The 20,574-nt window shown below is 69.9% G+C and carries 21 protein-coding genes; 18 read left to right on the forward strand and 3 right to left on the reverse strand.

What is annotated here, in order from left to right; all coding sequences use genetic code 11:
- Nucleotides 1-31 precede the first annotated feature (31 nt).
- The 9 genes from mreC to lipB all read left to right on the forward strand — a co-directional run bounded on the left by mreC (nt 32) and on the right by lipB (nt 8,441).
- Complete coding sequence (mreC, locus tag G8346_RS08640; RefSeq protein WP_166050229.1) at nt 32-1,009, forward strand: rod shape-determining protein MreC; 978 nt, start codon at nt 32-34, stop codon at nt 1,007-1,009.
- Nucleotides 1,006-1,497, forward strand: coding sequence for a rod shape-determining protein MreD (gene mreD / locus G8346_RS08645; protein WP_166050231.1), 492 nt, complete (start codon nt 1,006-1,008; stop codon nt 1,495-1,497). Before mreC ends, mreD begins: the two co-directional genes overlap by 4 nt.
- Nucleotides 1,494-3,350, forward strand: a complete 1,857-nt coding sequence (gene mrdA / locus G8346_RS08650) for a penicillin-binding protein 2 (protein WP_166050233.1) — start codon at nt 1,494-1,496, stop codon at nt 3,348-3,350. The genes mreD and mrdA overlap by 4 nt, the downstream gene beginning before the upstream one ends.
- A gap of 61 nt (nt 3,351-3,411) precedes the next feature.
- A complete protein-coding gene (rodA, locus tag G8346_RS08655) occupies nt 3,412-4,485 on the forward strand; it encodes a rod shape-determining protein RodA (protein ID WP_166050641.1) in 1,074 nt (357 codons plus the stop codon).
- Nucleotides 4,482-5,501, forward strand: coding sequence for a lytic murein transglycosylase B (mltB, locus tag G8346_RS08660; RefSeq protein WP_166050235.1), 1,020 nt, complete (start codon nt 4,482-4,484; stop codon nt 5,499-5,501). The genes rodA and mltB overlap by 4 nt, the downstream gene beginning before the upstream one ends.
- Nucleotides 5,491-6,312: a septal ring lytic transglycosylase RlpA family protein gene (locus G8346_RS15020; RefSeq protein WP_166050237.1), complete on the forward strand. Its 822-nt coding sequence runs from the start codon at nt 5,491-5,493 to the stop codon at nt 6,310-6,312. The genes mltB and G8346_RS15020 overlap by 11 nt, the downstream gene beginning before the upstream one ends.
- A 76-nt stretch (nt 6,313-6,388) precedes the next feature.
- Nucleotides 6,389-7,546, forward strand: a complete 1,158-nt coding sequence (locus G8346_RS08670) for a D-alanyl-D-alanine carboxypeptidase family protein (protein WP_166050238.1) — start codon at nt 6,389-6,391, stop codon at nt 7,544-7,546.
- Complete coding sequence (locus G8346_RS08675; RefSeq protein WP_166050240.1) at nt 7,543-7,806, forward strand: YbeD family protein; 264 nt, start codon at nt 7,543-7,545, stop codon at nt 7,804-7,806. Before G8346_RS08670 ends, G8346_RS08675 begins: the two co-directional genes overlap by 4 nt.
- A complete protein-coding gene (lipB, locus tag G8346_RS08680) occupies nt 7,806-8,441 on the forward strand; it encodes a lipoyl(octanoyl) transferase LipB (RefSeq protein WP_166050643.1) in 636 nt (211 codons plus the stop codon). The genes G8346_RS08675 and lipB overlap by 1 nt, the downstream gene beginning before the upstream one ends.
- Here the strand turns inward: lipB and murU are convergent.
- The gene (murU, locus tag G8346_RS08685) at nt 8,408-9,073 is read right to left on the reverse strand and encodes an N-acetylmuramate alpha-1-phosphate uridylyltransferase MurU (protein WP_166050242.1); all 666 of its coding nucleotides are present in this window, start codon (nt 9,071-9,073) and stop codon (nt 8,408-8,410) included. The genes lipB and murU overlap by 34 nt on opposite strands.
- An 88-nt stretch (nt 9,074-9,161) precedes the next feature.
- On the opposite strand from murU, the gene G8346_RS08690 reads away from it, so the two are divergent.
- Genes G8346_RS08690 through kynU form a run of 9 tightly spaced genes read left to right on the forward strand, consistent with a single transcriptional unit; the run spans nt 9,162 to nt 18,205 of the window.
- Nucleotides 9,162-11,330 carry an LPS-assembly protein LptD gene (locus G8346_RS08690; protein WP_166050244.1) on the forward strand — a complete coding sequence of 723 codons (2,169 nt, stop codon included), beginning with the start codon at nt 9,162-9,164 and terminating at the stop codon, nt 11,328-11,330.
- Between the two features lie 19 nt (nt 11,331-11,349).
- The gene (locus G8346_RS08695) at nt 11,350-12,645 is read left to right on the forward strand and encodes a peptidylprolyl isomerase (protein WP_166050247.1); all 1,296 of its coding nucleotides are present in this window, start codon (nt 11,350-11,352) and stop codon (nt 12,643-12,645) included.
- 13 nt (nt 12,646-12,658) lie between these two features.
- Entirely contained in the window at nt 12,659-13,642 is a 984-nt protein-coding gene (pdxA, locus tag G8346_RS08700) for a 4-hydroxythreonine-4-phosphate dehydrogenase PdxA (RefSeq protein ID WP_166050249.1), read from the forward strand.
- On the forward strand, nt 13,639-14,415 hold the full coding sequence (gene rsmA, locus G8346_RS08705; protein WP_166050251.1) for a 16S rRNA (adenine(1518)-N(6)/adenine(1519)-N(6))-dimethyltransferase RsmA: 777 nt from the start codon (nt 13,639-13,641) through the stop codon (nt 14,413-14,415). The genes pdxA and rsmA overlap by 4 nt, the downstream gene beginning before the upstream one ends.
- Nucleotides 14,416-14,449: 34 nt before the next feature.
- A complete protein-coding gene (locus tag G8346_RS08710; protein ID WP_166050253.1) occupies nt 14,450-14,881 on the forward strand; it encodes a universal stress protein in 432 nt (143 codons plus the stop codon).
- Nucleotides 14,882-14,936: 55 nt separating this feature from the next.
- The gene (gene apaG / locus G8346_RS08715; protein WP_166050255.1) at nt 14,937-15,311 is read left to right on the forward strand and encodes a Co2+/Mg2+ efflux protein ApaG; all 375 of its coding nucleotides are present in this window, start codon (nt 14,937-14,939) and stop codon (nt 15,309-15,311) included.
- Nucleotides 15,311-16,141, forward strand: coding sequence for a symmetrical bis(5'-nucleosyl)-tetraphosphatase (locus G8346_RS08720; RefSeq protein ID WP_166050256.1), 831 nt, complete (start codon nt 15,311-15,313; stop codon nt 16,139-16,141). The genes apaG and G8346_RS08720 overlap by 1 nt, the downstream gene beginning before the upstream one ends.
- A gap of 6 nt (nt 16,142-16,147) precedes the next feature.
- Nucleotides 16,148-16,930 carry an SDR family oxidoreductase gene (locus G8346_RS08725; RefSeq protein ID WP_166050258.1) on the forward strand — a complete coding sequence of 261 codons (783 nt, stop codon included), beginning with the start codon at nt 16,148-16,150 and terminating at the stop codon, nt 16,928-16,930.
- 9 nt (nt 16,931-16,939) lie between these two features.
- Nucleotides 16,940-18,205, forward strand: a complete 1,266-nt coding sequence (kynU, locus tag G8346_RS08730) for a kynureninase (RefSeq protein WP_166050259.1) — start codon at nt 16,940-16,942, stop codon at nt 18,203-18,205.
- Here kynU and G8346_RS08735 read toward each other — a convergent pair.
- Complete coding sequence (locus G8346_RS08735; RefSeq protein WP_166050261.1) at nt 18,189-19,670, reverse strand: carboxylesterase; 1,482 nt, start codon at nt 19,668-19,670, stop codon at nt 18,189-18,191. The two genes, kynU and G8346_RS08735, sit on opposite strands and share 17 nt — an antisense overlap.
- Nucleotides 19,628-20,446: a transporter gene (locus tag G8346_RS14800; protein WP_166050264.1), complete on the reverse strand. Its 819-nt coding sequence runs from the start codon at nt 20,444-20,446 to the stop codon at nt 19,628-19,630. The genes G8346_RS08735 and G8346_RS14800 overlap by 43 nt, the downstream gene beginning before the upstream one ends.
- Nucleotides 20,447-20,574: the final 128 nt, after the last annotated feature.

The raw sequence follows: 20,574 nt of genomic DNA on the forward strand, positions 1-20,574 counted from the left end.
ACAATAGGCCGCGGTCAGCCCAGAGCCTGCCGTGAGCCCTTTCACCCCGTCCGACAACAAGCCGCTGTTCGACCGCGGGCCCTCGCTGGGCACCCGCGCGGTGCTGCTCGTGGTGTTGTCCGTGGCGCTGATGTTCCTCGACCACCGCGAAGGCCACATGGACTCCGTGCGGCGCGCGCTCTCGGTGGCCGTCTACCCCATTCGCGTGCTGGTCGACATGCCCTCGGCAGCGTTCCTCTGGGCGCGCGAATCCCTGGCGGAGCGCGCCCGGCTGCTGGAGGAAAACAGCTCGCTGCGCGCGGAGAGCCTGCGCCAGCGGGTCCACCTGCAGCAGATGGTCGCGCTCGAGGCCGAGAACGCGCGGCTGCGGGCGCTGATGGATTCCCCCGCCAAGCTCGCTGATCGTGTCCAGGTGGCCGAGATCCTCGCGGTGGACCTCGATCCCTACCGGCATCGCATCGCCATCAACCGCGGCGAGTACGCCGGCGTCTACGCCGGCCAGGCGCTGGTGGATGCAGACGGTATCGTGGGCCAGGTCATACGGGTCGACCCGCTCGGCGCCGAGGCCATCCTGATCAGCGACCCGAGCCACGCCACGCCCGTGGAACTGATCCGCAACGGGCTGCGCACTGTAGCGCTCGGCGTCGGCGACGTGAGCCGCGTCGAGCTCCCCTTCCTGCCCAACAGCGCCGACGTGCGCGTCGGCGACCTGCTGGTCTCCTCCGGCCTGGGCGATGCCTTCCCGCACGGCTACCCGGTGGCCCGCGTGACCCGGGTCGAGCGGCGGCCCGGCGAATCCTTCGCCCGCATCGAGGCGGAACCGACGGCAGCACTGAACCGCAGCCGGCAGGTGCTGTTGCTGTGGGAAGGCGGCGAAGCAGAGCCCCTCGCCGTACCCGCCGATACGGCCGAGGATGAAGCCGCCACCGCGGCCGACACCGAGCCCGATACGGAGGCCGAGACCACGGCGGAGCCGTCCGGCACAGCGCCGCGCGGGGATAACCCGTGAGCCCGGCCGGACGCGTGCGGCACTGGCCGGTGATGATTTCGCTGCTGGTGGCGATGTCGCTGGAAGTCGCGCCGCTGCCGGCCGAACTGGCCGCCTGGCGCCCGCCTTGGCTGGCGCTGGTGGCGATCTACTGGGTGCTGGCCTATCCGCGGCGCTACGGCCTCGCGCTGGCGTGGGTCGCCGGCCTGGTGCTCGACGTCCTCAAGGGCGGCGTGCTCGGGCAGCATGCGCTGGCGATGACGGCCGCGGTCTGGATCACGCTGTACTTTCACCTGCGGCTGCGCGTGTTTCCGCCCTGGCAGCAGGCCATGGCCGTGACCGCGATGGTGCTGGCGCACCAGTTCCTGGTGTTCTGGGTCGACGGCGTGGCCGGGGACGCCGTGCTGGGCTGGCAGCGACTGACGCCGGTCGCGGCGGCGGCGATCGCCTGGCCGTTGCTCACTGCCATCCTCGATCGCCTGCGCTTCCAGCTGCGCATGCAGGCATGAGTATCGACCGCCTCAAGGACCATTGGCGCGAACAGCGCATGTTCCTCGGCCGGATCATCGCCGCGGGGGTGATCGTCACGCTGCTCGCCGGCTTGCTCATGTACCGGCTGGTCGACCTGCAGGTGGTGCACTTCGAGCATTTCAGCCGCCTTTCGCAAGGCAACCGCGTGCGGCTCGAGCCGGTGCCGCCGGTGCGCGGGCTGCTGTTCGACCGCGCCGGCCGTGCGCTGGCCGAGAACCAGCCCGTGTACCAGCTGGAACTCGTGCCCGAGCAGGTGAAGGACCTCCAGGCCACGCTGGACGGCCTGGTCGAGCTGGACCTGGTGCGCAGCGAGGACCTGCCGCGCATTCACAACCAGGTCAGGAGCCAGCGGCGCTTCGAGCCCGCCATCCTGCGCGCCCGGCTGAGCGACGAGGAGGCGGCCCGCTTCGCCGTGCACCGCCCGCGCTTCACCGGCGTGGACATCCAGGCCAGGCTGGCGCGCCGCTACCCGCTCGGCGCAGTCGCTGCCCACGCCGTAGGCTATGTCGGCGCCATCAGCGAGCAGGACCTGAAAAGACTGGACACCGCGAATTACGCCGGCACCGCGCAGACCGGCAAGGTGGGTGCCGAGCGCGCCTGGGAGGACCTGCTGCACGGCACCACGGGGTTCCGGCAGGTGCTGGTGAACGCCCAGGGGCGCGCGCTGCAGGAACTCGAGCGCAACGACGCCGTGCCGGGACGCAACGTCTACCTCACGCTCGACCTGGAACTGCAGGCGGCGGCGGAGGAAGCGCTGGGCGAGCGGCGCGGCGCGGTGGTGGCGCTCGACCCGCGCAACGGCCATGTCCTGGCGTTCGCCAGCATGCCCGGCTACGACCCCAACCTGTTCAGCATGGGCATCCCGGCGCCCTTGTACCGCGCGCTGCAGGACGACATCGACCAGCCCATGTTCAACCGCGCGCTGCGCGGCCAGTACCCGCCGGGCTCCACCATCAAGCCGATCCTGGCGCTCGCCGGCCTGCACTACGGCGTCACCACGCCGCTGGACACGGTGTGGTGCCCCGGCTGGTTCAGCCTGCCGAACCACTCGCACCGCTACCGCGACTGGAAGCGCGAGGGACACGGCTCGATCGACCTCGAGGACTCGGTCGCCCAGTCCTGCGACGTCTACTACTACCGCCTCGCCGTGACGCTCGGCATCGACCGCATGCACGAGTTCCTCGCACTGTTCGGCCTCGGCGCGGAGACGGGGATCGACATCCCCGGCGAACGGGCCGGGCTCTTGCCGTCGCGCGACTGGAAGCGCAGCGCCTTCAGTCGCCCGCAGGACCAGGTCTGGTTCCCCGGCGAAACCGTGATCACCGGCATCGGCCAGGGCTACATGCTCGCGACGCCCATGCAGCTGGCACAGGCCACCGCCATCCTGGCCAACCGCGGGCAGGGTTTTCGCCCCACCCTGCTGGCCGCGGTGGAGGAGCCGCTGAGCGGCGCGCGCGAGGAATTCGCTCCCGAGCCCCTGCCGCCGCTCCAGCTGGCGCCGGCGCAGGTCGAGGAAGCCATCGATGCCATGGTCGCCGTGGTGCACGGCGCTCGCGGCACGGCGCGCGCCATCGGCGTCGACTCCCCGTGGACCATCGCCGGCAAGACCGGCACGGCGCAGGTGGTCGGGATCGCCCAGGGCGAAAAATACGACGAAGACAAGGTCGAGGAGCGGCATCGGCCGCACGCCCTGTTCGTCGCGTTCGCCCCGGCGGAGAATCCACGCATTGCCATCGCGGTGCTGGTGGAGAACGGTGCCAGCGGCAGCGCCGCGGCGGCGCCGATCGCACGCACGCTGATCGACAACTGGCTCGGCAGGGAGGGCGACTGACGTGGCCGTGTCTTCATCGGTTTTCGGTGACAAGCAGTCGCTCGGGCTCGGCGCCCGCATCATGGCCGCGCTCAAGCTCGACGCGCCGCTGCTCACGGGGCTGCTCGCGGTAACGGCCTTCGGCCTGGTGGTGTTGTGGAGCGCCGGCGGCCAGGACCAGGGGTTGCTCGTGCGCCAGCTGGTGCGCCTTGGCGTCGCCTTCGGCGTCATGCTCGTCATCGCCCAGCTGCCGCCGAAGATCCTGCGCCTGTGGGCACCGTGGATGTTCGTCATCGGGCTAGGACTGCTGTTCGCCGTGCTGTTCTTCGGCGATATGGGCAAGGGCGCGCAGCGCTGGCTGGACCTCGGCGTGGTGCGCTTCCAGCCCTCGGAGATGATGAAACTGGCGGTGCCGATGATGGCGGCGTGGTACCTGCACGACCGGCCGCTGCCGCCGCGGTTTCTGGAACTGTGCGTGCTGCTGCTGATGGTGGTGGTGCCGGCGTTCCTGATCGCGCGCCAGCCCGACCTGGGCACGGCCCTGCTGGTGGCCAGCTCGGGCATCCTGGTGGTCCTGCTCGGCGGGCTGCGCGTGCGCATGATCGTGCTGCTCGGCGCCCTGGGCGCCGCGCTCGCACCAGTGCTGTGGTATTTCATGCACGATTACCAGCGCCGCCGGGTGCTGACCTTCCTGCAGCCCGAGTCGGACCCGCTCGGGGCCGGCTACCACATCATCCAGTCCAAGATCGCCATCGGCTCGGGCGGCCTGTTCGGCAAGGGCTGGGGCAACGGCAGCCAGGCGCAGCTGGAGTTCCTCCCCGAGCGCTCGACGGATTTCATCTTCGCGGTGCTGGGCGAGGAGTTCGGGCTCATCGGCCTGGCGCTGCTCATCGCGGCCTACCTGTTCATCATCGGCCGCGGCCTCTACATCGCCCTGCAGGCCCAGGACACTTTCGGCCGCCTGCTCGCCGGCAGCATCAGCCTGACCTTTTTCGTCTACGTGTTCGTCAACACGGGCATGGTGACGGGCCTGCTGCCGGTGGTCGGCGTGCCGCTGCCGCTGGTGAGCTACGGCGGCACGTCCATGGTGACCCTCATGGCGGGTTTCGGTATGCTCATGTCCGTCCAAGGCCACCGGAACTTGCTCGCCAGGTGAACCGTTTACTGCAACTCTTTTGCTGCGTCGGCCTGGCGGCCGGCCTCGGGCCCGCGGCGGCGTCCGCGGAGCAGCCGCTCGACCTGGCGCGCGACGACGTGCGCGCCTTCATCGAGGGTGCGCAGGAGCGCCATGGCCTGGAGCCCGACGCAGTGCGCGCCGTGCTGGGCCTCGCCCGCATCCAGCCGCCCATCATCGAGGCCATCAGCCGCCCGGCGGAACGCGTGCGGCCGTGGCACGAGTACCGCAAGATCTTCATCACCGAGGAGCGGATCGCCGCGGGCGCCGAGTTCTGGCGCCAGCACCGCGACCAGCTCGAACGCGTGGCCGCGGAGTCCGGCGTGCCGGAGGAAATGCTGGTCGGGATCATCGGCGTAGAGACCTACTACGGTCGCATCCTGGGCCGCTACCGCGTGCTGGACGCACTCGCCACGCTGGCTTTCGAGTACCCGCCGCGCAGCGCATTCTTCAGCAAGGAACTGGAGCAGTTCATCCTGCTGGCGAGCGAGCAGGGGCTCGAGATCGACGGCCCGGTCGGCTCCTACGCCGGCGCCATGGGCCTGCCGCAGTTCATTCCCTCCAGTTACCGCGCCTACGCCGTGGACGGCAACGGCGACGGGCGCGTGGACCTGTGGGAGAGCAAGGAAGACATCCTCGCCAGCGTCGCCAACTACTTCCGCGTGCATGGCTGGCGTCCCGGGGAGCCGGTCGTCGCACCGGCCGTGCCGGGCGGCAGCGACCCGGCGCCGCTGGCGCACCAGGGCCTGTCGGCGAACACGACCGTGGGCGCACTGTGGCAGGCCGGCATCGGCCTGGCCGGCCCCGCCCCGGCAGATCCCGACGCCGCTGCGGGATTGTTCGCGCAGGAGCGCGAGGACGGCACCGCGTACTGGGCTGGCTTCCACAATTTCTACGTCATCACGCGCTACAACCGCAGCCTGATGTACGCCCTGGCCGTGCACGAGCTCGGCCAGGCCGTGCGCAGCCGCGTCGAGGCCGGCGTCGATGCCGGCTAGCCGCGGCGTGCGCCGTCGCGGCGCACTCGCCGGCCTGCTCGTCCTGGCCGCGGCGCTGGGCGGTTGCGGCACGACCCCCGTGGACCAGGACGCGGCGCCGGCGCGACCCCGCGACGTCAGCGGGGTTCCGGACGCCGTGCCGCGTGCAGAGCCGCGCAGCGCGCGTGGCAACCCGCCCGTCTACGAGGTCATGGGACGGCGCTACTACGTCATGAAGGACGCTGCAGGCCACCGCGAGCGCGGCGTCGCGAGCTGGTACGGCACCAAGTTCCACGGCCGCCTGACCTCCAGCGGCGAGCCCTACGACATGTACGCCATGACGGCGGCACACAAGACGCTGCCGCTGCCGAGCTACGTGCGCGTCACCCACGTGCACAACGGCCGCAGCGTCATCGTGCGCGTCAACGACCGCGGCCCCTTCGTCGGCGACCGCATCATCGACCTGTCCTACGCCGCCGCGGTGCGCCTCGGCATGCACAACGACGGCACCGCGCTGGTGGACATCGAGGTGATCGGTCCCGAGGCGGGCACCACTGCCGCCGTGGCCCCGCCGCGGGAAGCCGCGCCCGCGGAAGCGGAGCCGGTGTGGCTGCAGGTGGGCGCCTTCTCTGATGCCGGCAATGCCGCCCGGCTCCAGGCCCGGCTCGCCGAGCAGGGCATCGACGAGGTGGTTACGCATCACGAAAGGAGCCTGCGCCGCACCGTCTACCGCGTGCGCATCGGCCCGCTCGCCACCGTGGACGAGATCGAGCGCATGCTCGCGGCCGTGCGCGCGCTGGGCATCGATGACGCGCACCTGTCCTCGGACTGACCCTCGCGGCCGGACGGTGTAAGATTTCCGTCCATTCCCCCCACAACCCGCCGGCAACCGGCCGCCAAAGGATTCCATGCGCCTGATCACCGCCCTCTGCCTCGCCCTGCCCCTCCTGCTCGCCCCGCTGCATGCCTCCGCGCAAGCCGAACCGGCCATGCTGCCGCCGGTGCCCGCGGCCCCCGCAGTGGCGGCCCGGGCCCACATCCTGGTGGATTTCAACTCGGGCGCGGTACTCGCGGAGAACGCCGCGGACGAGCGCATGGACCCGGCCAGCATCACCAAGCTGATGACCGCCTACGCGGTATTCAGCGAGCTGCGCAAGGGAGAGATGGCGCTGGACGACATGGTGACGGTGAGCGAGCGCGCCTGGCGCACCGGCGGCTCGCGCATGTTCATCGAGGTCGGCACGCGCGTGCGCATCGACCAGCTGATCCGCGGCATGATCATCCAGTCCGGCAACGACGCCTCGGTGGCCCTCGCGGAGCATACCGCGGGCACCGAAGCGGCCTTCGCCCAGCTCATGAACGAGTACGCACGGCGCCTCGGCATGCGCAACACCAACTTCCGCAATGCCACAGGCTTGCCCGCGGAGGACCACTACAGCTCCGCGCGCGACATCGCGCTGCTGGCGGCGGCCATCATCCGCGAGTTCCCCGAGTTCTACTCGCTGTATTCGGAGCGCGAGTACACCTACAACGAGATCACGCAGCGCAATCGCAACAAGATGCTGTGGCGCGATCCCAGCGTCGACGGCATCAAGACCGGCATGACCGACGCCGCGGGCTATTGCCTGGTCTCCTCCGCCGAGCGCGGCGACATGCGCCTGATCTCGGTCTTGCTCGGCACCAGCAGCGACAAGGCGAGGGCCGATGCCACCCAGGCCTTGCTGAACTGGGGCTTCCGCTTCTTCGAGAGTCACCGCGTTTACGCCGCGGGCGAGCCCGTCACCACCGCGCGGCTGTGGAAAGGCGAGGTCGAGGAGCTGCCCCTGGGCCTGCAGCAAGCCCTGTGGGTCACGCTGCCGCGCGGCCGCTACGAGCTCATCGAGGCCACGATGGAGCTGCAGACGCCCCTGGTCGCACCGGTGGCCCCGGACGACGCGGTCGGACGGCTGCGGCTGACGCTCGAGGGAGAGTCCCTCGCCGACCTGCAGCTTTACCCCCTCGCGCACGTCGCCGAAGGCGGCCTGTTGCGGCGCGCCCTCCACTCGGTCCAGCTCTGGTTCGAATGAGCGACGACACGCTGCTCGAGTTCCCCTGCGACTTCCCGCTCAAGGTGATGGGCCGGAAGGCCGATGACTTCGCGACCCTGGTGACCGGACTGGTGGAGAGCCATGCCGGCCCGGGTCCCGACCTGCGCGTCAGCGAACGCCTCAGCCGGGATGGCAACTTCGTCGCCCTCACCGTGGTCGTGCGCGCACAAAGCAAGTCCCAGCTGGACGCCATCTACGCCGAGCTCAGCGCGCACGAGCGCGTGCTGATGGTGCTGTGATGCAGGCGCCGGTGGTGCGGCGGCTCGGCATGGTCGATTACGAGCCGACCTGGCGCCGCATGCAGGCGCTGGCGGATACCCGCGGGCCCGACCAGCCGGACGAGATCTGGCTCCTGCAGCATCCCCCGGTGTTCACGCTGGGCCTGAACGGCAGCCGGGCGCACCTGCTGGCGCCGGGCGAGATCCCGGTGGTGCAGGTCGATCGCGGCGGCCAGGTGACTTATCACGGCCCGGGGCAGCTGGTGGTCTACCCGCTGCTCGACCTCGGTCGCAGCGGGCTGGGCGTCAGGGCGCTGGTGTGCGCTCTGGAGCGCGCCGTGATCCGCTGCGTCGGCGCCTACGGCATAGAGGCGCGCGGCGACCGCGCAGCACCGGGCGTGTACGTCGGCGAAAAAAAACTTGCGAGCATCGGCCTGCGCATCCGGCGCAACTGCAGCTACCACGGGCTGGCGCTGAACGTGGACATGGACCTCGAGCCTTTCCGGCGCATCAACCCCTGCGGCTTCAGCGGCCTGGAGGTGACCCAGCTGGCCGATCTCGGGGTCGCAGTGCCGTTCGACACCGTGGCCGACGACCTCGAGCAGGCCCTGCTGGCCGAGCTTCAGGATTCCGCCAGCCTGGCCTGCAGCGCGTAAAGCCGCTCGGGCGTACCGACGTCGAGCCAGGCCCCCTCGTGCAGCACCCCGCTCACCTTGCCCCGGGCCGCCGCTTCCTGCAGCAAGGGCGCCAGCGGGAAACGACCGGGGCTGCAGTCCGCAAACAGCTCGGGATGCAGCAGGGCGATGCCGCCATAGGTATGGCGCAGCTCCCCGCCCGGCACGACCCTGCCCTGCTCGAGCGCGAAATCGCCGCCCGGGTTGTGCGGCGGATTCGGCACCAGCAGCAGCTGGGCCAGCATGCCGTGTTCCAGTTGCAACGCCGACGGCGACCACTCGCACCACACGTCGCCGTTGACCAGCAGGAAAGGCTCCGGGCCGAGCAGCGGGAGCGCCTGGAAGATGCCCCCGCCGGTGTCGAGCGCCGGCCAGGGTTCGGGAGAATAAGTGATGTCGACACCCCAGCGGCTGCCGTCGCCCAGCGCTGCGCGCAGCACCTCGCCCAGCCAGGCGCAATTCATCACCACCTCACGGCATCCTGCCGCCGCGAGAATGCGCAGCTGGTGGCCGACCAGCGGCTCGCCGCCCACCGGCAGCAGGGGCTTCGGCATGCGGTCGGTGAGTGGGCGCATCCTCTCGCCGCGGCCGGCCGCGAGCACCATCGCTTTCAAGCTATTTCCCCCGTCGGCCGTCCAGCCGCGATAATGGAATCCTGCGGCGAAAGTATGCCATGTTAGCCAGTCTCACCCGGACAGCCTGATGCCCCGTCTCCTGGCCTTTCTAGCGATTCTCATGGGCAGCGCGCCGCTCGGCGCCGCGCCTGTGTGCCCGGTGCCGGAGCCGGTGGAGTTCGAGCCGCTGGACAAATCGACCCCGATCGAAGTCTCGGCCGACCGGGCCGAATTGAACACGGCGGGCGATTCGGTTTTCAGCGGCGGCGTGGTGGTGCAACGAGGCAACCAGCGACTCGAGACCGAAGGCGCCACCTGGAACCGGGCCGAGGGCCGGGTCCTGGCGGTCGACGGCGCGCGCTTCACGCAGCCTGGCCTCGAGGTCGAGACCGACCGGCTGGAGTACCTTCCCGGCGAAGGCACGGCCATCCTGACAGGGAACCGTTACCGGCTCCCTGCCCGGCCGGCGAGCGGCGGTGCGGACACCATCCGGGCACGCGGCAACGGCCGCATCCGCATGGATGACGTGACGTACACCACCTGCCCGGGGGACGACCCTGACTGGCTGCTGAGCATCGGCGAGCTGAAACTCGACACCAGCGACGAGATCGGCGAAGCCGACAACGTCACTTTGCGCTTCTTCGGCGCACCCGTCGCCTACCTGCCCTACCTGTCCTTTCCGCTGTCGAACCGCCGCAAGACCGGGTTCCTGGTGCCGGAATTCGGCCAGTCCACGCGCAACGGCCTGGAGATCAGCGCACCCTTCTACTTCAACCTGGCACCGAACTACGACCACCTCCTCACGCCGGTGTTCCTGTCGGACCGCGGCCTCAAGCTCGACAACCATTTCCGCTACCTGAGGCCGGAGAGCCGGGGCGCGATCAGGCTGGACTACCTGCATCGCGACAGCGAGGTGCCGGAGCAGAGTCCCCGGGTCTGGTTCAACCTGTCGCACCTGACACGGCTCGATAATGGCTGGCGCTTCACGGCCGAGCTCGAGGACGTCTCAGACACCGATTATTTCCAGAATCTGGGCGAGTCCCCGGCGGTCACCAGCCGCACCCACGTCGAACGGCGCCTTCAGGTGGACTACGCCGGCCCGACCTGGCGCATCACCGCGCGGGCGCAGAACTTCCGTACGCTCGACCTGGACATCCCGGAGGACGAGCGCCCCTATGCACGCATGCCGCAGCTGGTCGCCGACGGCCTGTGGCTGGACGGGCCGCTCGGGATGGACTTGCGGCTGCGCTCAGAGGCCGCCGGCTTCACGCGCGGCGTGGGGCCCGAGGGCGCGCGCGCGATGCTGGAACCCGAAATCAGCCTGCCGGTCGAGGCCCCGGGGTTCTTTTTTACCCCTGCCGCGCGTTTGCGCATGGTGCAGTACGCCCTCAGCGGCGAGACCCCCGGGGCGGACGATGCGCCCGGATACGTCGCGCCCATCCTGAGCGTGGACTCCGGCCTGCGCTTTGAACGCCCCTTGTCGTCGGGGCGATTCGTACAGACCCTGGAACCGCGCGTCCTCTACGCCTACATACCGTTCCGCGACCAGGAGGACCAGCCACTGTTCGACAGCGGCCGCCCCGACTTCAACTACGTGCAGCTGTTCCGGCCCAACCGCTATCTCGGCGCCGACCGTCTCGGCGACACCAACCAGCTCAGCTTCGGCGTCACCACCCGCCTGCTCGAAACCGGGTCGGGCCGCGAGTTCCTCACTGCCGCCATCGGCAAGGCGTGGTACTTCGAGGACCCGCGCGTGACGCTGCCGGGCGAAAGCCTGCAGACTGCAGGCAGTTCGCCCATCGTGCTCGAGCTCGGCCTCGGCCTGTTCAACAACTGGAACGCCGATATCGGCTACCAGTGGGACAACGTCAGCGACACCACGCGGCTGGCGCAGTTCCGGCTGCAGTACCAGCCCGCGCCCAACCGCGTGGTCAACCTCGCCTATCGCTACCGGCCGGACCTGCTGGAAGACATCGCCTTCTCCATGGGCTGGCCGCTGTCGGACCGCTGGAGCTTCGTCACCGCGCTGGAATACTCCCTGCGCGACAAGACCACCGTGGACCAGGTCCTCGGCGTGCAATACGAGAGCTGCTGCTGGGCCATACGCTTCGCGGCCACCGAGCAGGTCAGCCGTCGCGACGGCAGCACCGATAACGCCATTCGCCTGCAGGTCGAGTTCAAGGGCCTCGGCGGCCAGAGTGCAAGGCGCCGCTACGAGAGTGATATCCTAGGCTACTCCGCCTACGACCAACCCTAATTCTATGCGACTGGATTTATTGCGATTTATCCTGCTTCTCGCCTGCCTGTCCGGCCTCGCCGACGCGCCGCGCGCGGCTACGTTGAGCGATTCCGGCGTGTTGCTGGACCGCATCGTCGCCCTGGTCGACGACGGCGTCGTGCTCCGCTCCGAGCTGGAAACCCAGGTAGCGATGGTGACGCGCCGCCTGCAGGAACAGGGCACGGCGGCGCCACCCGAATCGGTGCTGCGCGAGCAGATCCTGGAGAGCCTGATCGTGCAGCAGGTGCAGATGCAGCGCGCGGAGCGGCTCGGCATCAGTATCAGCGACGAGCAGCTCAACATTGCGCTGGCCCGGGTGGCCGAGCGCAACGGCTTCAATTTCTCCGAAATGCCGGCAGCACTGGCCGCCGACGGCATCGACTACAGCGAGTTCCGCGATCAGCTGCGTCGCGAAATGGTGATCGATGCGCTGCGCCAGCGGGACGTGATGGCGCGCATCGCGGTATCGGAACGGGAGATCGAGCGCTGGCTGGAACAGTACGAAGCCAACCGCGGCAACCAGATCGACTACGACATCTCCCAGATCCTGGTCGCGCTCCCGGCAGACGCCACGCAGGCGCAGGTCGCCGAAGTCGAGGCTCGCGCCCGTGACATCCACGCCCGCCTGCTCGGCGGCGAGGACTTCGCTGCCATGGCGGTGGCGGAATCCGCCGGGCAGCAGGCCTTGTCGGGCGGCAGGCTCGGCTGGCGCCAGGGCGCGCAGCTGCCGCAGCAGTTCGCCCCGGCCATCCAGGGCCTGTCTGCGGGCGAGATCAGCGAGCCCGTGCGCAGCAGCAGCGGGTTCCACATCTTCCGCGTCAACGAGACCCGGGGCGGCGACGATACGGTGCTCGAAGTGCAGACGCGTGCGCGCCATATCCTGATCACCACCAACGAGGTGCTGGACGACGCCACCGTGCGCAGCCAGCTGGAGGAGATCAGGGACCGCGTGCTGGCCGGCGAGTCGTTCACCGACATCGCCATGATCGAATCGGAAGACCCCGGCTCCGCAACCCGCGGCGGCGACCTGGGCTGGAACCCACCGGGCACCTTCGTGCCGGAATTCGAGGCGGTGCTCGCCGAACTGCAGCCCGGCGAACTCAGCGAACCGTTCCGTTCCCCATTCGGCTGGCACATCATCCTGCTCGAGGACCGCCAGGAACGCGACACCACGGACGAAGTGAAGCGGCGCCGCGCCATCCAGGCGATCCGCGCCAGCAAGCTGGAGCAGGAGACCGAGCTCTGGCTGCGCAAGCTGCGCGACGAAGCCTGGGTCGAGATTCGCGGCGGCTAGGCCGACGACGCGCATGGCGCTGCCGGCCATCATCATCACCGCCGGCGAACCTGCCGGCGTCGGGCCGGAACTCTGCCTGGCGCTCGCTGCCCGGGACTGGCCGGCGCGCCTGGCCGTGCTCGGCCCGGCCACGCACATGCAAGACCTGGCGCAGCAGCTCGGCCTGCCGGTCAAGGTCACGCTGACTGACGCGCCGGTTGCGCACCGTCCCGGTGAGCTGCAGGTCATCGACGTACCGCTGGCGGTGCCGGCCGTGCCGGGCACGCCTGACCCGCGCAATGCGCCGGCCGTGCTCGGGATGCTGCGCCGCGCTGCCGAGGCCTGCCTGTGCGGGGACTTCGACGCCATGGTCACCGCGCCGGTGCACAAGGCGGTCATCAACGAAGGCGGCTTCGCCTTCTCCGGCCACACCGAGTATCTCGCCGCCATCACCGGCGGCGACCCGGTGATGCTGCTTGCCGCCGGTTCGCTGCGTGTCGCCCTGGCCACGACGCACCTGCCGCTGGCGCAGGTCCCGCAGGCCATCACGCGTGAGCGTCTGCATCGCGTGCTGCGCGTGCTGCACCGCGACCTGCAGACGCGCTTCGCCATCGCGGCGCCGCGCATCCTGGTCGCCGGGCTCAACCCGCATGCAGGCGAGTCGGGCCACCTGGGGCGCGAGGAAATCGAGGTGATCGCCCCGGCGCTGGAGGCACTGCGGCGCGAAGGCATGCATCTCGAGGGCCCGCTGCCTGCCGACACCCTGTTCACGCCCCGCCGGCTGGAAGGCGCCGACGCGGTGCTCGCCATGTATCACGACCAGGGCCTGCCGGTCCTGAAGTACGCCGGCTTCGGCCGCGCGGTGAACATCACCCTCGGCTTGCCCATCGTCCGCACTTCGGTCGACCACGGCACGGCCCTGGACATCGCAGGCACAGGACGGGCCGATGCGGGGAGCCTGGCGGCCGCGCTGGAAGCGGCGCTGGAAATCGCCGCGCGCAGCAGCGCGGCGCGATGAAACACCAGCCGCGCAAGCGCTTCGGCCAGCACTTCCTGCACGACCCGACGGTGATCGAGCGAATCGTGCGGGCGATCGACCCGGCATCCGGCGAGCGGCTGGTGGAGATCGGGCCGGGCGAAGGCGCGCTGACGCTGCCACTGCTCGCCCGCGGCGCACGCCTGACGGTCATCGAGCTGGACCGCGACCTGGCCGCGCGACTGGAGGCCCGCCCCGAGGCCGGAGATACCCTGGCCGTGGTCCAGGGCGATGCGCTCAAGATACAGCTGGCGGACCTGGCCGCGCCCGGGGAGCGCCTGCGCCTCGTGGGCAACCTGCCCTACAACGTCTCCACGCCGTTGCTGTTTCGCTTCATCGCGCAGCTCGCGGTGATCCGCGACATGCACTTCATGCTCCAGCGCGAGGTGGTCGAGCGCATGGCGGCCGGCCCCGGCAGCAAGGCCTATGGCCGGCTGAGCGTGATGCTGGCGGTGGCCTGCCGGGTGGAGCCGCTGTTCGACATCGGGCCGGGCGCCTTCCGGCCGCCGCCCAGGGTCTGGTCGTCGGTGGTACGGCTCACGCCCTGGGCGGAGCCGTCCTTCGCGGTACCGGACCCCGGCCGCTTCGCCGAGGTGGTGCGCCGCGCCTTCGGCCAGCGCCGCAAGACCTTGCGCAACGCCCTCTCCGGCCTGGTCGACGCGGACGGCATACGCGAGGCGGGCTGCGATCCCGGGGCACGCGCCGAGACCCTGCCGCCGGAGGCCTTCGCGCGCCTTGCCCTCGCGCGCTGCTAAACTCAGGTCAGTCCCCACCCAGATAGGTGCGCACATGGAATACAAGCGGATCCTGGCGGCGATGGACCTCGGTGAACACAGCAAGCGCGTGCTGGCGCGCGCCAAGGCAGTGGCCGGCGTGGCCGGGGCGGAGCTCAAGCTGCTGCACGTGGTGGAATACGTCCCGGTCGAGCCGATGGGCGAGGCCTTGCTCCCCGCGGTGAACATCGAGGAGGAGCTGGTCACGGGCGCGCGCAAGCGGCTCGCCGAGCTGGCCCGGGACAGCGGCCTCGAGGACCGCGAGCAGCAGGTCATCGCCGGCACCATCAAGAGCGAGGTGCTGCGCGAGGCGCGCGAGTGGCCGGCGGACCTGGTGGTGCTGGGCAGCCGCGAGCGCCACGGCCTGGCGCTGATCGTGAACCTCACCGAGGACGCGGTGCTGCACGCCGCGCCCTGCGACGTCCTCGCAGTGCGCCTGCCGGGATAGCGCGCGACCTCGTGTAAAATCGGGCTCCCGTATACGCCGCCTGACGGAGAGCCACATGGCCGATTGCCCGATCCGGATCGAGGTCGAGACCGCGTACCTGGATCACCAGAGCGAGCCCGACGAGGGCCGCTACGCCTTCGCCTACAGCATCACCATCCACAACGACGGCCCCGTCGCGGCGAAGCTGTTGTCGCGCCACTGGATCATCACCGATGCCGACGGCGGCGTGCAGGAAGTGCGCGGCGAAGGCGTGGTCGGCGAGCAGCCGCTGATTCGTCCCGGCGAGCACTTCCATTATTCGAGCGGGGCCATCCTGCCGACCCCGGTAGGCTCCATGCGCGGCGCCTACACCATGATCGACGCCTCCGGCCACGAGTTCCAGGCGCCCATCGCAGCGTTCACGCTGGCCAGGCCGGGCACCCTGCACTGATGGCGGTTTACGCCATCGGCGATCTCCAGGGCTGCCTGGACCCTCTCAAGCGCCTGCTGGATCGAATCCGCTTCGACCCGGCCGGGGACCGCCTGTGGTTCACCGGCGACCTGGTCAATCGCGGGCCGGCGTCGCTCGCCACGCTGCGCTTCGTGCGGGAGCTGGGCGATTGCGCCACCACGGTGCTCGGCAACCACGACATGCACCTGCTGGCGATTGCCTGGGCCGAGAACCGGCCGCCCAAGAAAAAAGACACGCTGACGGAGATTCTCGAGGCGCCGGATCGCCCGGAGCTGCTCGAGTGGCTGCGGCGCCAGCCGCTGCTGCATCACGACGCCGAGCTCGATTTCACCATGGTGCACGCCGGCCTGCCGCCGCAGTGGGACATCGAGGACGCACGCCAGGCAGCGGGCGAGCTGGAAGCGGTGCTGCGCGGCGACCGCTTCGTGGATTTCCTGCGCCAGATGTACGGCGACCAGCCGGATCGATGGCGCCCGGGGCTGCAGGGCGTGGAGCGCCTGCGCTTCATCATCAACGCCTTGACTCGCCTGCGTTACCTGCGGCCCGACGGCAGCATGGAGTTCGCCAACAAGGGCCCGGTCAGTCGGGCCGGGCAGGAGCTGGTGCCCTGGTTCACTTTCCCCGGCCGGCGCAGCGCCGGCCGGCGCATCGTCTTCGGCCACTGGTCGACACTGGGCGACCTGGAGCACGACGGCGTGTCCGGTATCGACACCGGCTGCGTGTGGGGCGGCCGCCTGACCGCACTGCAGCTTGACGCGGGAACACGGCACTGTGTGGAATGCGGGCCCGGGCTGCGCCCGAAGGAGTAACTCGAGATGCATTTGAGCCTGGAAGGACGACGCGCCGTGGTGTGCGGCGCCAGCCGCGGGATCGGCAAGGCCATCGCGGGCGTGCTGGCCGAGATGGGCGCCGAGCTCATCCTGGTGGCGCGCGATGAAGCAGCACTCGCGGCCGTGGCGGAAGGCCTGCCCGGCGGGCGCGAGCGGCATGGCATCCGCGCCCTCGACCTGCTCGACACCGCGGCGGTGAAAACCTGCTTCAGCGAGATGGCGGCGCAGGCCCCGGTCCACGTGCTGATCAACAACACCGGCGGCCCGGCCGCAGGCACGGCATTCGATGGCAAGCCGGAGGACTACGAGCGGGCTTTCCGCCAGCACGTCGTCGCCGCGCAGGTCGCTGCGCAGGCGCTGGTGCCGGGCATGCGCAAGGCCGGCTACGGCCGCATCATCAACATCACCTCGACCTCGGTGAAAGAACCCATCCCGGGGCTCGGCGTGTCGAACACCATCCGCGCCGCCGTGGCGAGCTGGGCCAAGACCCTGTCGCGCGAGCTGGCCTCGCAGGGCATCACGGTGAACAACGTGCTGCCCGGCTTCACCAGCACCGAGCGCTTGGACTACCTGTTCCGCCAGCGTGCGCAACACTCCGGCAACGAAGTCGAGGAAGTGGAGCGCGCCGCCATCGCCCAGGTGCCCGCGGGGCGTTTCGCCCGCCCGGAAGAGATCGCCTGGGCCGTCGGCTTCCTCGCCTCGCCGCAGGCCGCCTACATCAGCGGCATCAACGTGCCGGTGGACGGCGGCCGCATGGCCAGCCTGTAAGGGGCCGACATGTCACGCGCACAGGCTGCCGAACTCGACCGCCAGGACCCGCTCGCCGGGTTCCGCGAGCGCTATCACCTGCCGTTGCACGACGGCCGCGCCTGCGCCTACTTCCTCGGCAACTCCCTCGGCCTGCAGCCGAAGAAGGCCGCCGAGTACGTCGAGGAAGAGCTGGCGACCTGGCGCACGCACGCCATCGGTGGGCACTTCATCGGCCCGCGGCCGTGGAAGGACTACGCAACGAACTTCATCCCGCCGCTGGCCGCGCTGGTCGGCGCCGAGGAAGACGAAGTCGTGTGCATGAACGCGCTGACGGTGAACCTGCACCTGATGATGGTGAGCTTCTACCACCCCACGTCCAAGCGCTTCAAGATCCTGATGGAGCGCCCGGCCTTCCCCTCCGACCGCTATGCCGTGGTCTCCCAGCTGCAGCACCACGGCCTCGACCCGGCCGAGGCGCTGATCGAGGTCGGGCCGCCCGAGGGCGAATACCTGCTGCGCCGCGACGACCTGGCGGCGGCGATGCGCGAGGCCGGCGACTCGCTGGCGCTGGTGCTGCTGCCCGGCGTGCAATATCTCTCCGGCGAAGTGCTGGACATCGAGGGCCTCACGGCCGAGGCGCACGCGGTGGGCGCCATCGCCGGGTGGGACCTGGCGCACGCCGCCGGGAATGTCCCGCTCCGGCTGCACGACTGGAACGTCGATTTCGCCGCCTGGTGCAGCTACAAGTACCTCAATGGCGGCCCGGGCGCGACTGCGGGCGCCTTCGTGCACCGGCGCCACGGCCACGACCCGTCGCTGCCGCGCTTTGCCGGCTGGTGGGGCCAGGACAAGCCGACGCGCTTCCTCATGGGTCCGGACTTCAAGCCGGTGCCGGGCGCCGAGGGCTGGCACATCTCCAACACGCCGGTGCTGAGCACCTGCACGCTGCGCGCCTCGCTGCAGGACTTCATGGACGCCGGGCTGGAGCGGCTGCGCGAGAAGTCGGTGGCGCTGACGGGCTACCTCGAGCGCCGTCTCGGCGAGACCGTGAGCGACCGCATCGAGATCGTCACGCCGCGCGACCCGGCGCGGCGCGGCTGCCAGCTGTCGATGCGACTGCGCGGCGGCGCGGAGTCGGGCCGGGTGGTGTTCGACCGGCTCGGCGAGATGGGCATGGTGTGCGACTGGCGCGAGCCGGACATCATCCGCGCCGCGCCCGCGCCGCTGTACAACACCTTCAGCGAGGTGGAGCAGCTGGTGGAGGCGCTGGACGCGGCTACGGTCCAGCGTTAGCGCCAATCCAGTCCAGCGCCCGCAACTCGAGGTAGTCGTAGAAGGGGTTGTGCCGGATGCGCAGCAGCCAGTCGGACGGCAACAGCAGCAAGCCGCGTTCGCCCTGGATCGCCATCTGCCCCAGGAACAGCACGTCCTCGTTGTCCGGCGGGCGCTGGCCATAGAGCGGGTCGTCCGCCGGGAACGGCAGGGCCACGTGCGACAGGGAGATCACGCCGTTCGGCCAGTCGAGCCCGAGCGGCTCCGCGGCCGAAATCTCTCCGGACAGCGGCGCCTGGCGCTGCGCCACCACCACGGCGCTGTCCGCATGCTCGTTGGTCACCAGCGTGACCGCGAACGGCAGTCCCGCCGCACCCATGACGCTGGCCGAGAGCGCCCGCGGATCGTAGACCGTCAGGACCGACTTGGCCGCGAATCGATTGATGTCGAACAGCACCAGCTCGTGGCGCCTGGCATCGAGCCGGCCGAGCAGGCGCTGCACCACGGCAGTCGTGGACACCGTGGCATCAACATCCGACTTGAACACCAGGGTCGGCGGAAAATCCGTGGCTGCGCCGCGGCGCTCCAGGTCCTCGATGCGGCGCGCGACCGAACTCGTCAGCCGGTGCACCTGCTCGCCAGCGTTGGTCGCAAAGGAGTTGTACTTGTAGGGATCGAACTCCGGTTCGACGGCCAGCCAGCCGAGGCCGCCCAGCCCGGGGATGTGCGACAGGCGTCGCTTCCACGCCGCGAACGCAGCCGCGCGACTGATGCCGATCGCGGGAGAAACCAGCACCAGGCTTGCCGGCACCGGTGCCGCCCCCTCCTCCAGCGCCGTCACCGTGTAATCCAGCGCCAGCGTCGCGCCGTTCGAGTACCCGACGATATGAACCGGCTTCTCTCCGAGGCGGGTCGACAGGTGCTCCATGGCGAGCCGCACCGCCGCCGCCATGTCCGGGACCGAGACCGTGCGCAACCCGGCAGGCGAGGTGCCGTGGCCCGGCAGTCGCAGGCCCACAACCTGGTAGCCGCGCGCCTGCAGCGCTTCACCGAGCGCGCGCAGGCTGTAGGGCGAGTCCGACATGCCGTGCAGCAGCAATACGCCGCCGACGGGAGCCGCCTCGGGAAGCAACTCGAAGCTGCGGTTCCAGTTCGGCTCGCGGACCGCCGGATCGGCGATGCTGCCCTTGCTGAAGCGCACCAGCGCGTACTCGGGGCCCGTCCCGGTCTGCGCGTAGACCTTGTCCTCGAGCTGCGCGAACAGGCGCTCCTCGAGCTGCAGGTAATCCCCGAAACTGCGCACCTCTTCGGCCTTGCGCGCCGTGAACTCCTCGTCCAGCTTCTCCGTGTGCCAGGGGCTCAGCGTCGGACCCGAGCAGGCCTGCAGCAGCAGCGCGAGGCCGAGACTCGCCCAGGTCCCGCGCGAGCCTCGTTCGATTTGCCCTACCTCGGGAACAGCAGGGTGACGGTGAAGCGGAAGCCCCATCCCTCCGGCCCGCGATCGGTGCTCTGCACCCAGTAATTCACGCCCCCTGCGACGCTCATCAGCTGGTTGCCGACGCGCGTGACCTTCGAGACTACGCCCCGGACCGGGATCTGCCAGTCGCTGCCTTCCCAGTCATAGGTGCTCTCGGACTGCAGGGTGTAAGTCCAGGCCGTGGGCGTGGTGAACGACATGAAGGGCTGGATGAAAGTGGCGTTGATGTCGTCGCGGGCGCTTTCCCCGGCGAAGGACCAGATGTGGTTCGCCAGCACGCCGACCGTCCACTGTCCCTGCTGGCGCAGCGCGACGCCGGTCGGGCCGATGCCCCACTTGTCGGTGGTCAGCAGGTCGTCGCTTCCCGTCGGCAGCAGGAACACGGGACCGGCGCCCCAGATCCAGCCGTCCGCAGTGGGCGCCTTGGGCGAGAAAAACACGCTTTGCACCGTGTCGCCGATGCCACTCTGGCTGCCCGCACCCGGGAAGATGTCGCTCTGGTCGACGATCGGCAGGATGGTCCGCGAGATCAGGTTCCAGTCGTCATTCAGGGAGAACGGGATGACCGGCTGCAGGTTGAGCACCCACTGCTCGCCGTCGTCCACGGGCCCGATGTTGCTGTTGTAGTTCAGCTGCAGGGGCACGCTGATCAGGGCCGCGACCGGGTTGGTGAGCTGCCGGGCCAGCTCCTGCTCGGACTCGGTCGCGAGTGCCGGCGTCGTGGCGGCGGTCGCGCCCAGCAGGACGGCGCAGATCGGGGCAACATGGTGTCTGGTTCTCGACATGGTCAGGGACTCCAGGGCCGGACGGGACGTGATACCAGCCAGATTCTAGTGAGCCGCCGCAGGAAGATTGTTCGGTCGCGCACAATCAGGCGGGAACATTCAGGCGATCGGGACCAGGGCGGTCGTCC

This window comes from Thioalkalivibrio sp. XN279 (genome assembly GCF_011089885.1).
Lineage (GTDB): Bacteria > Pseudomonadota > Gammaproteobacteria > Steroidobacterales > XN24 > XN24.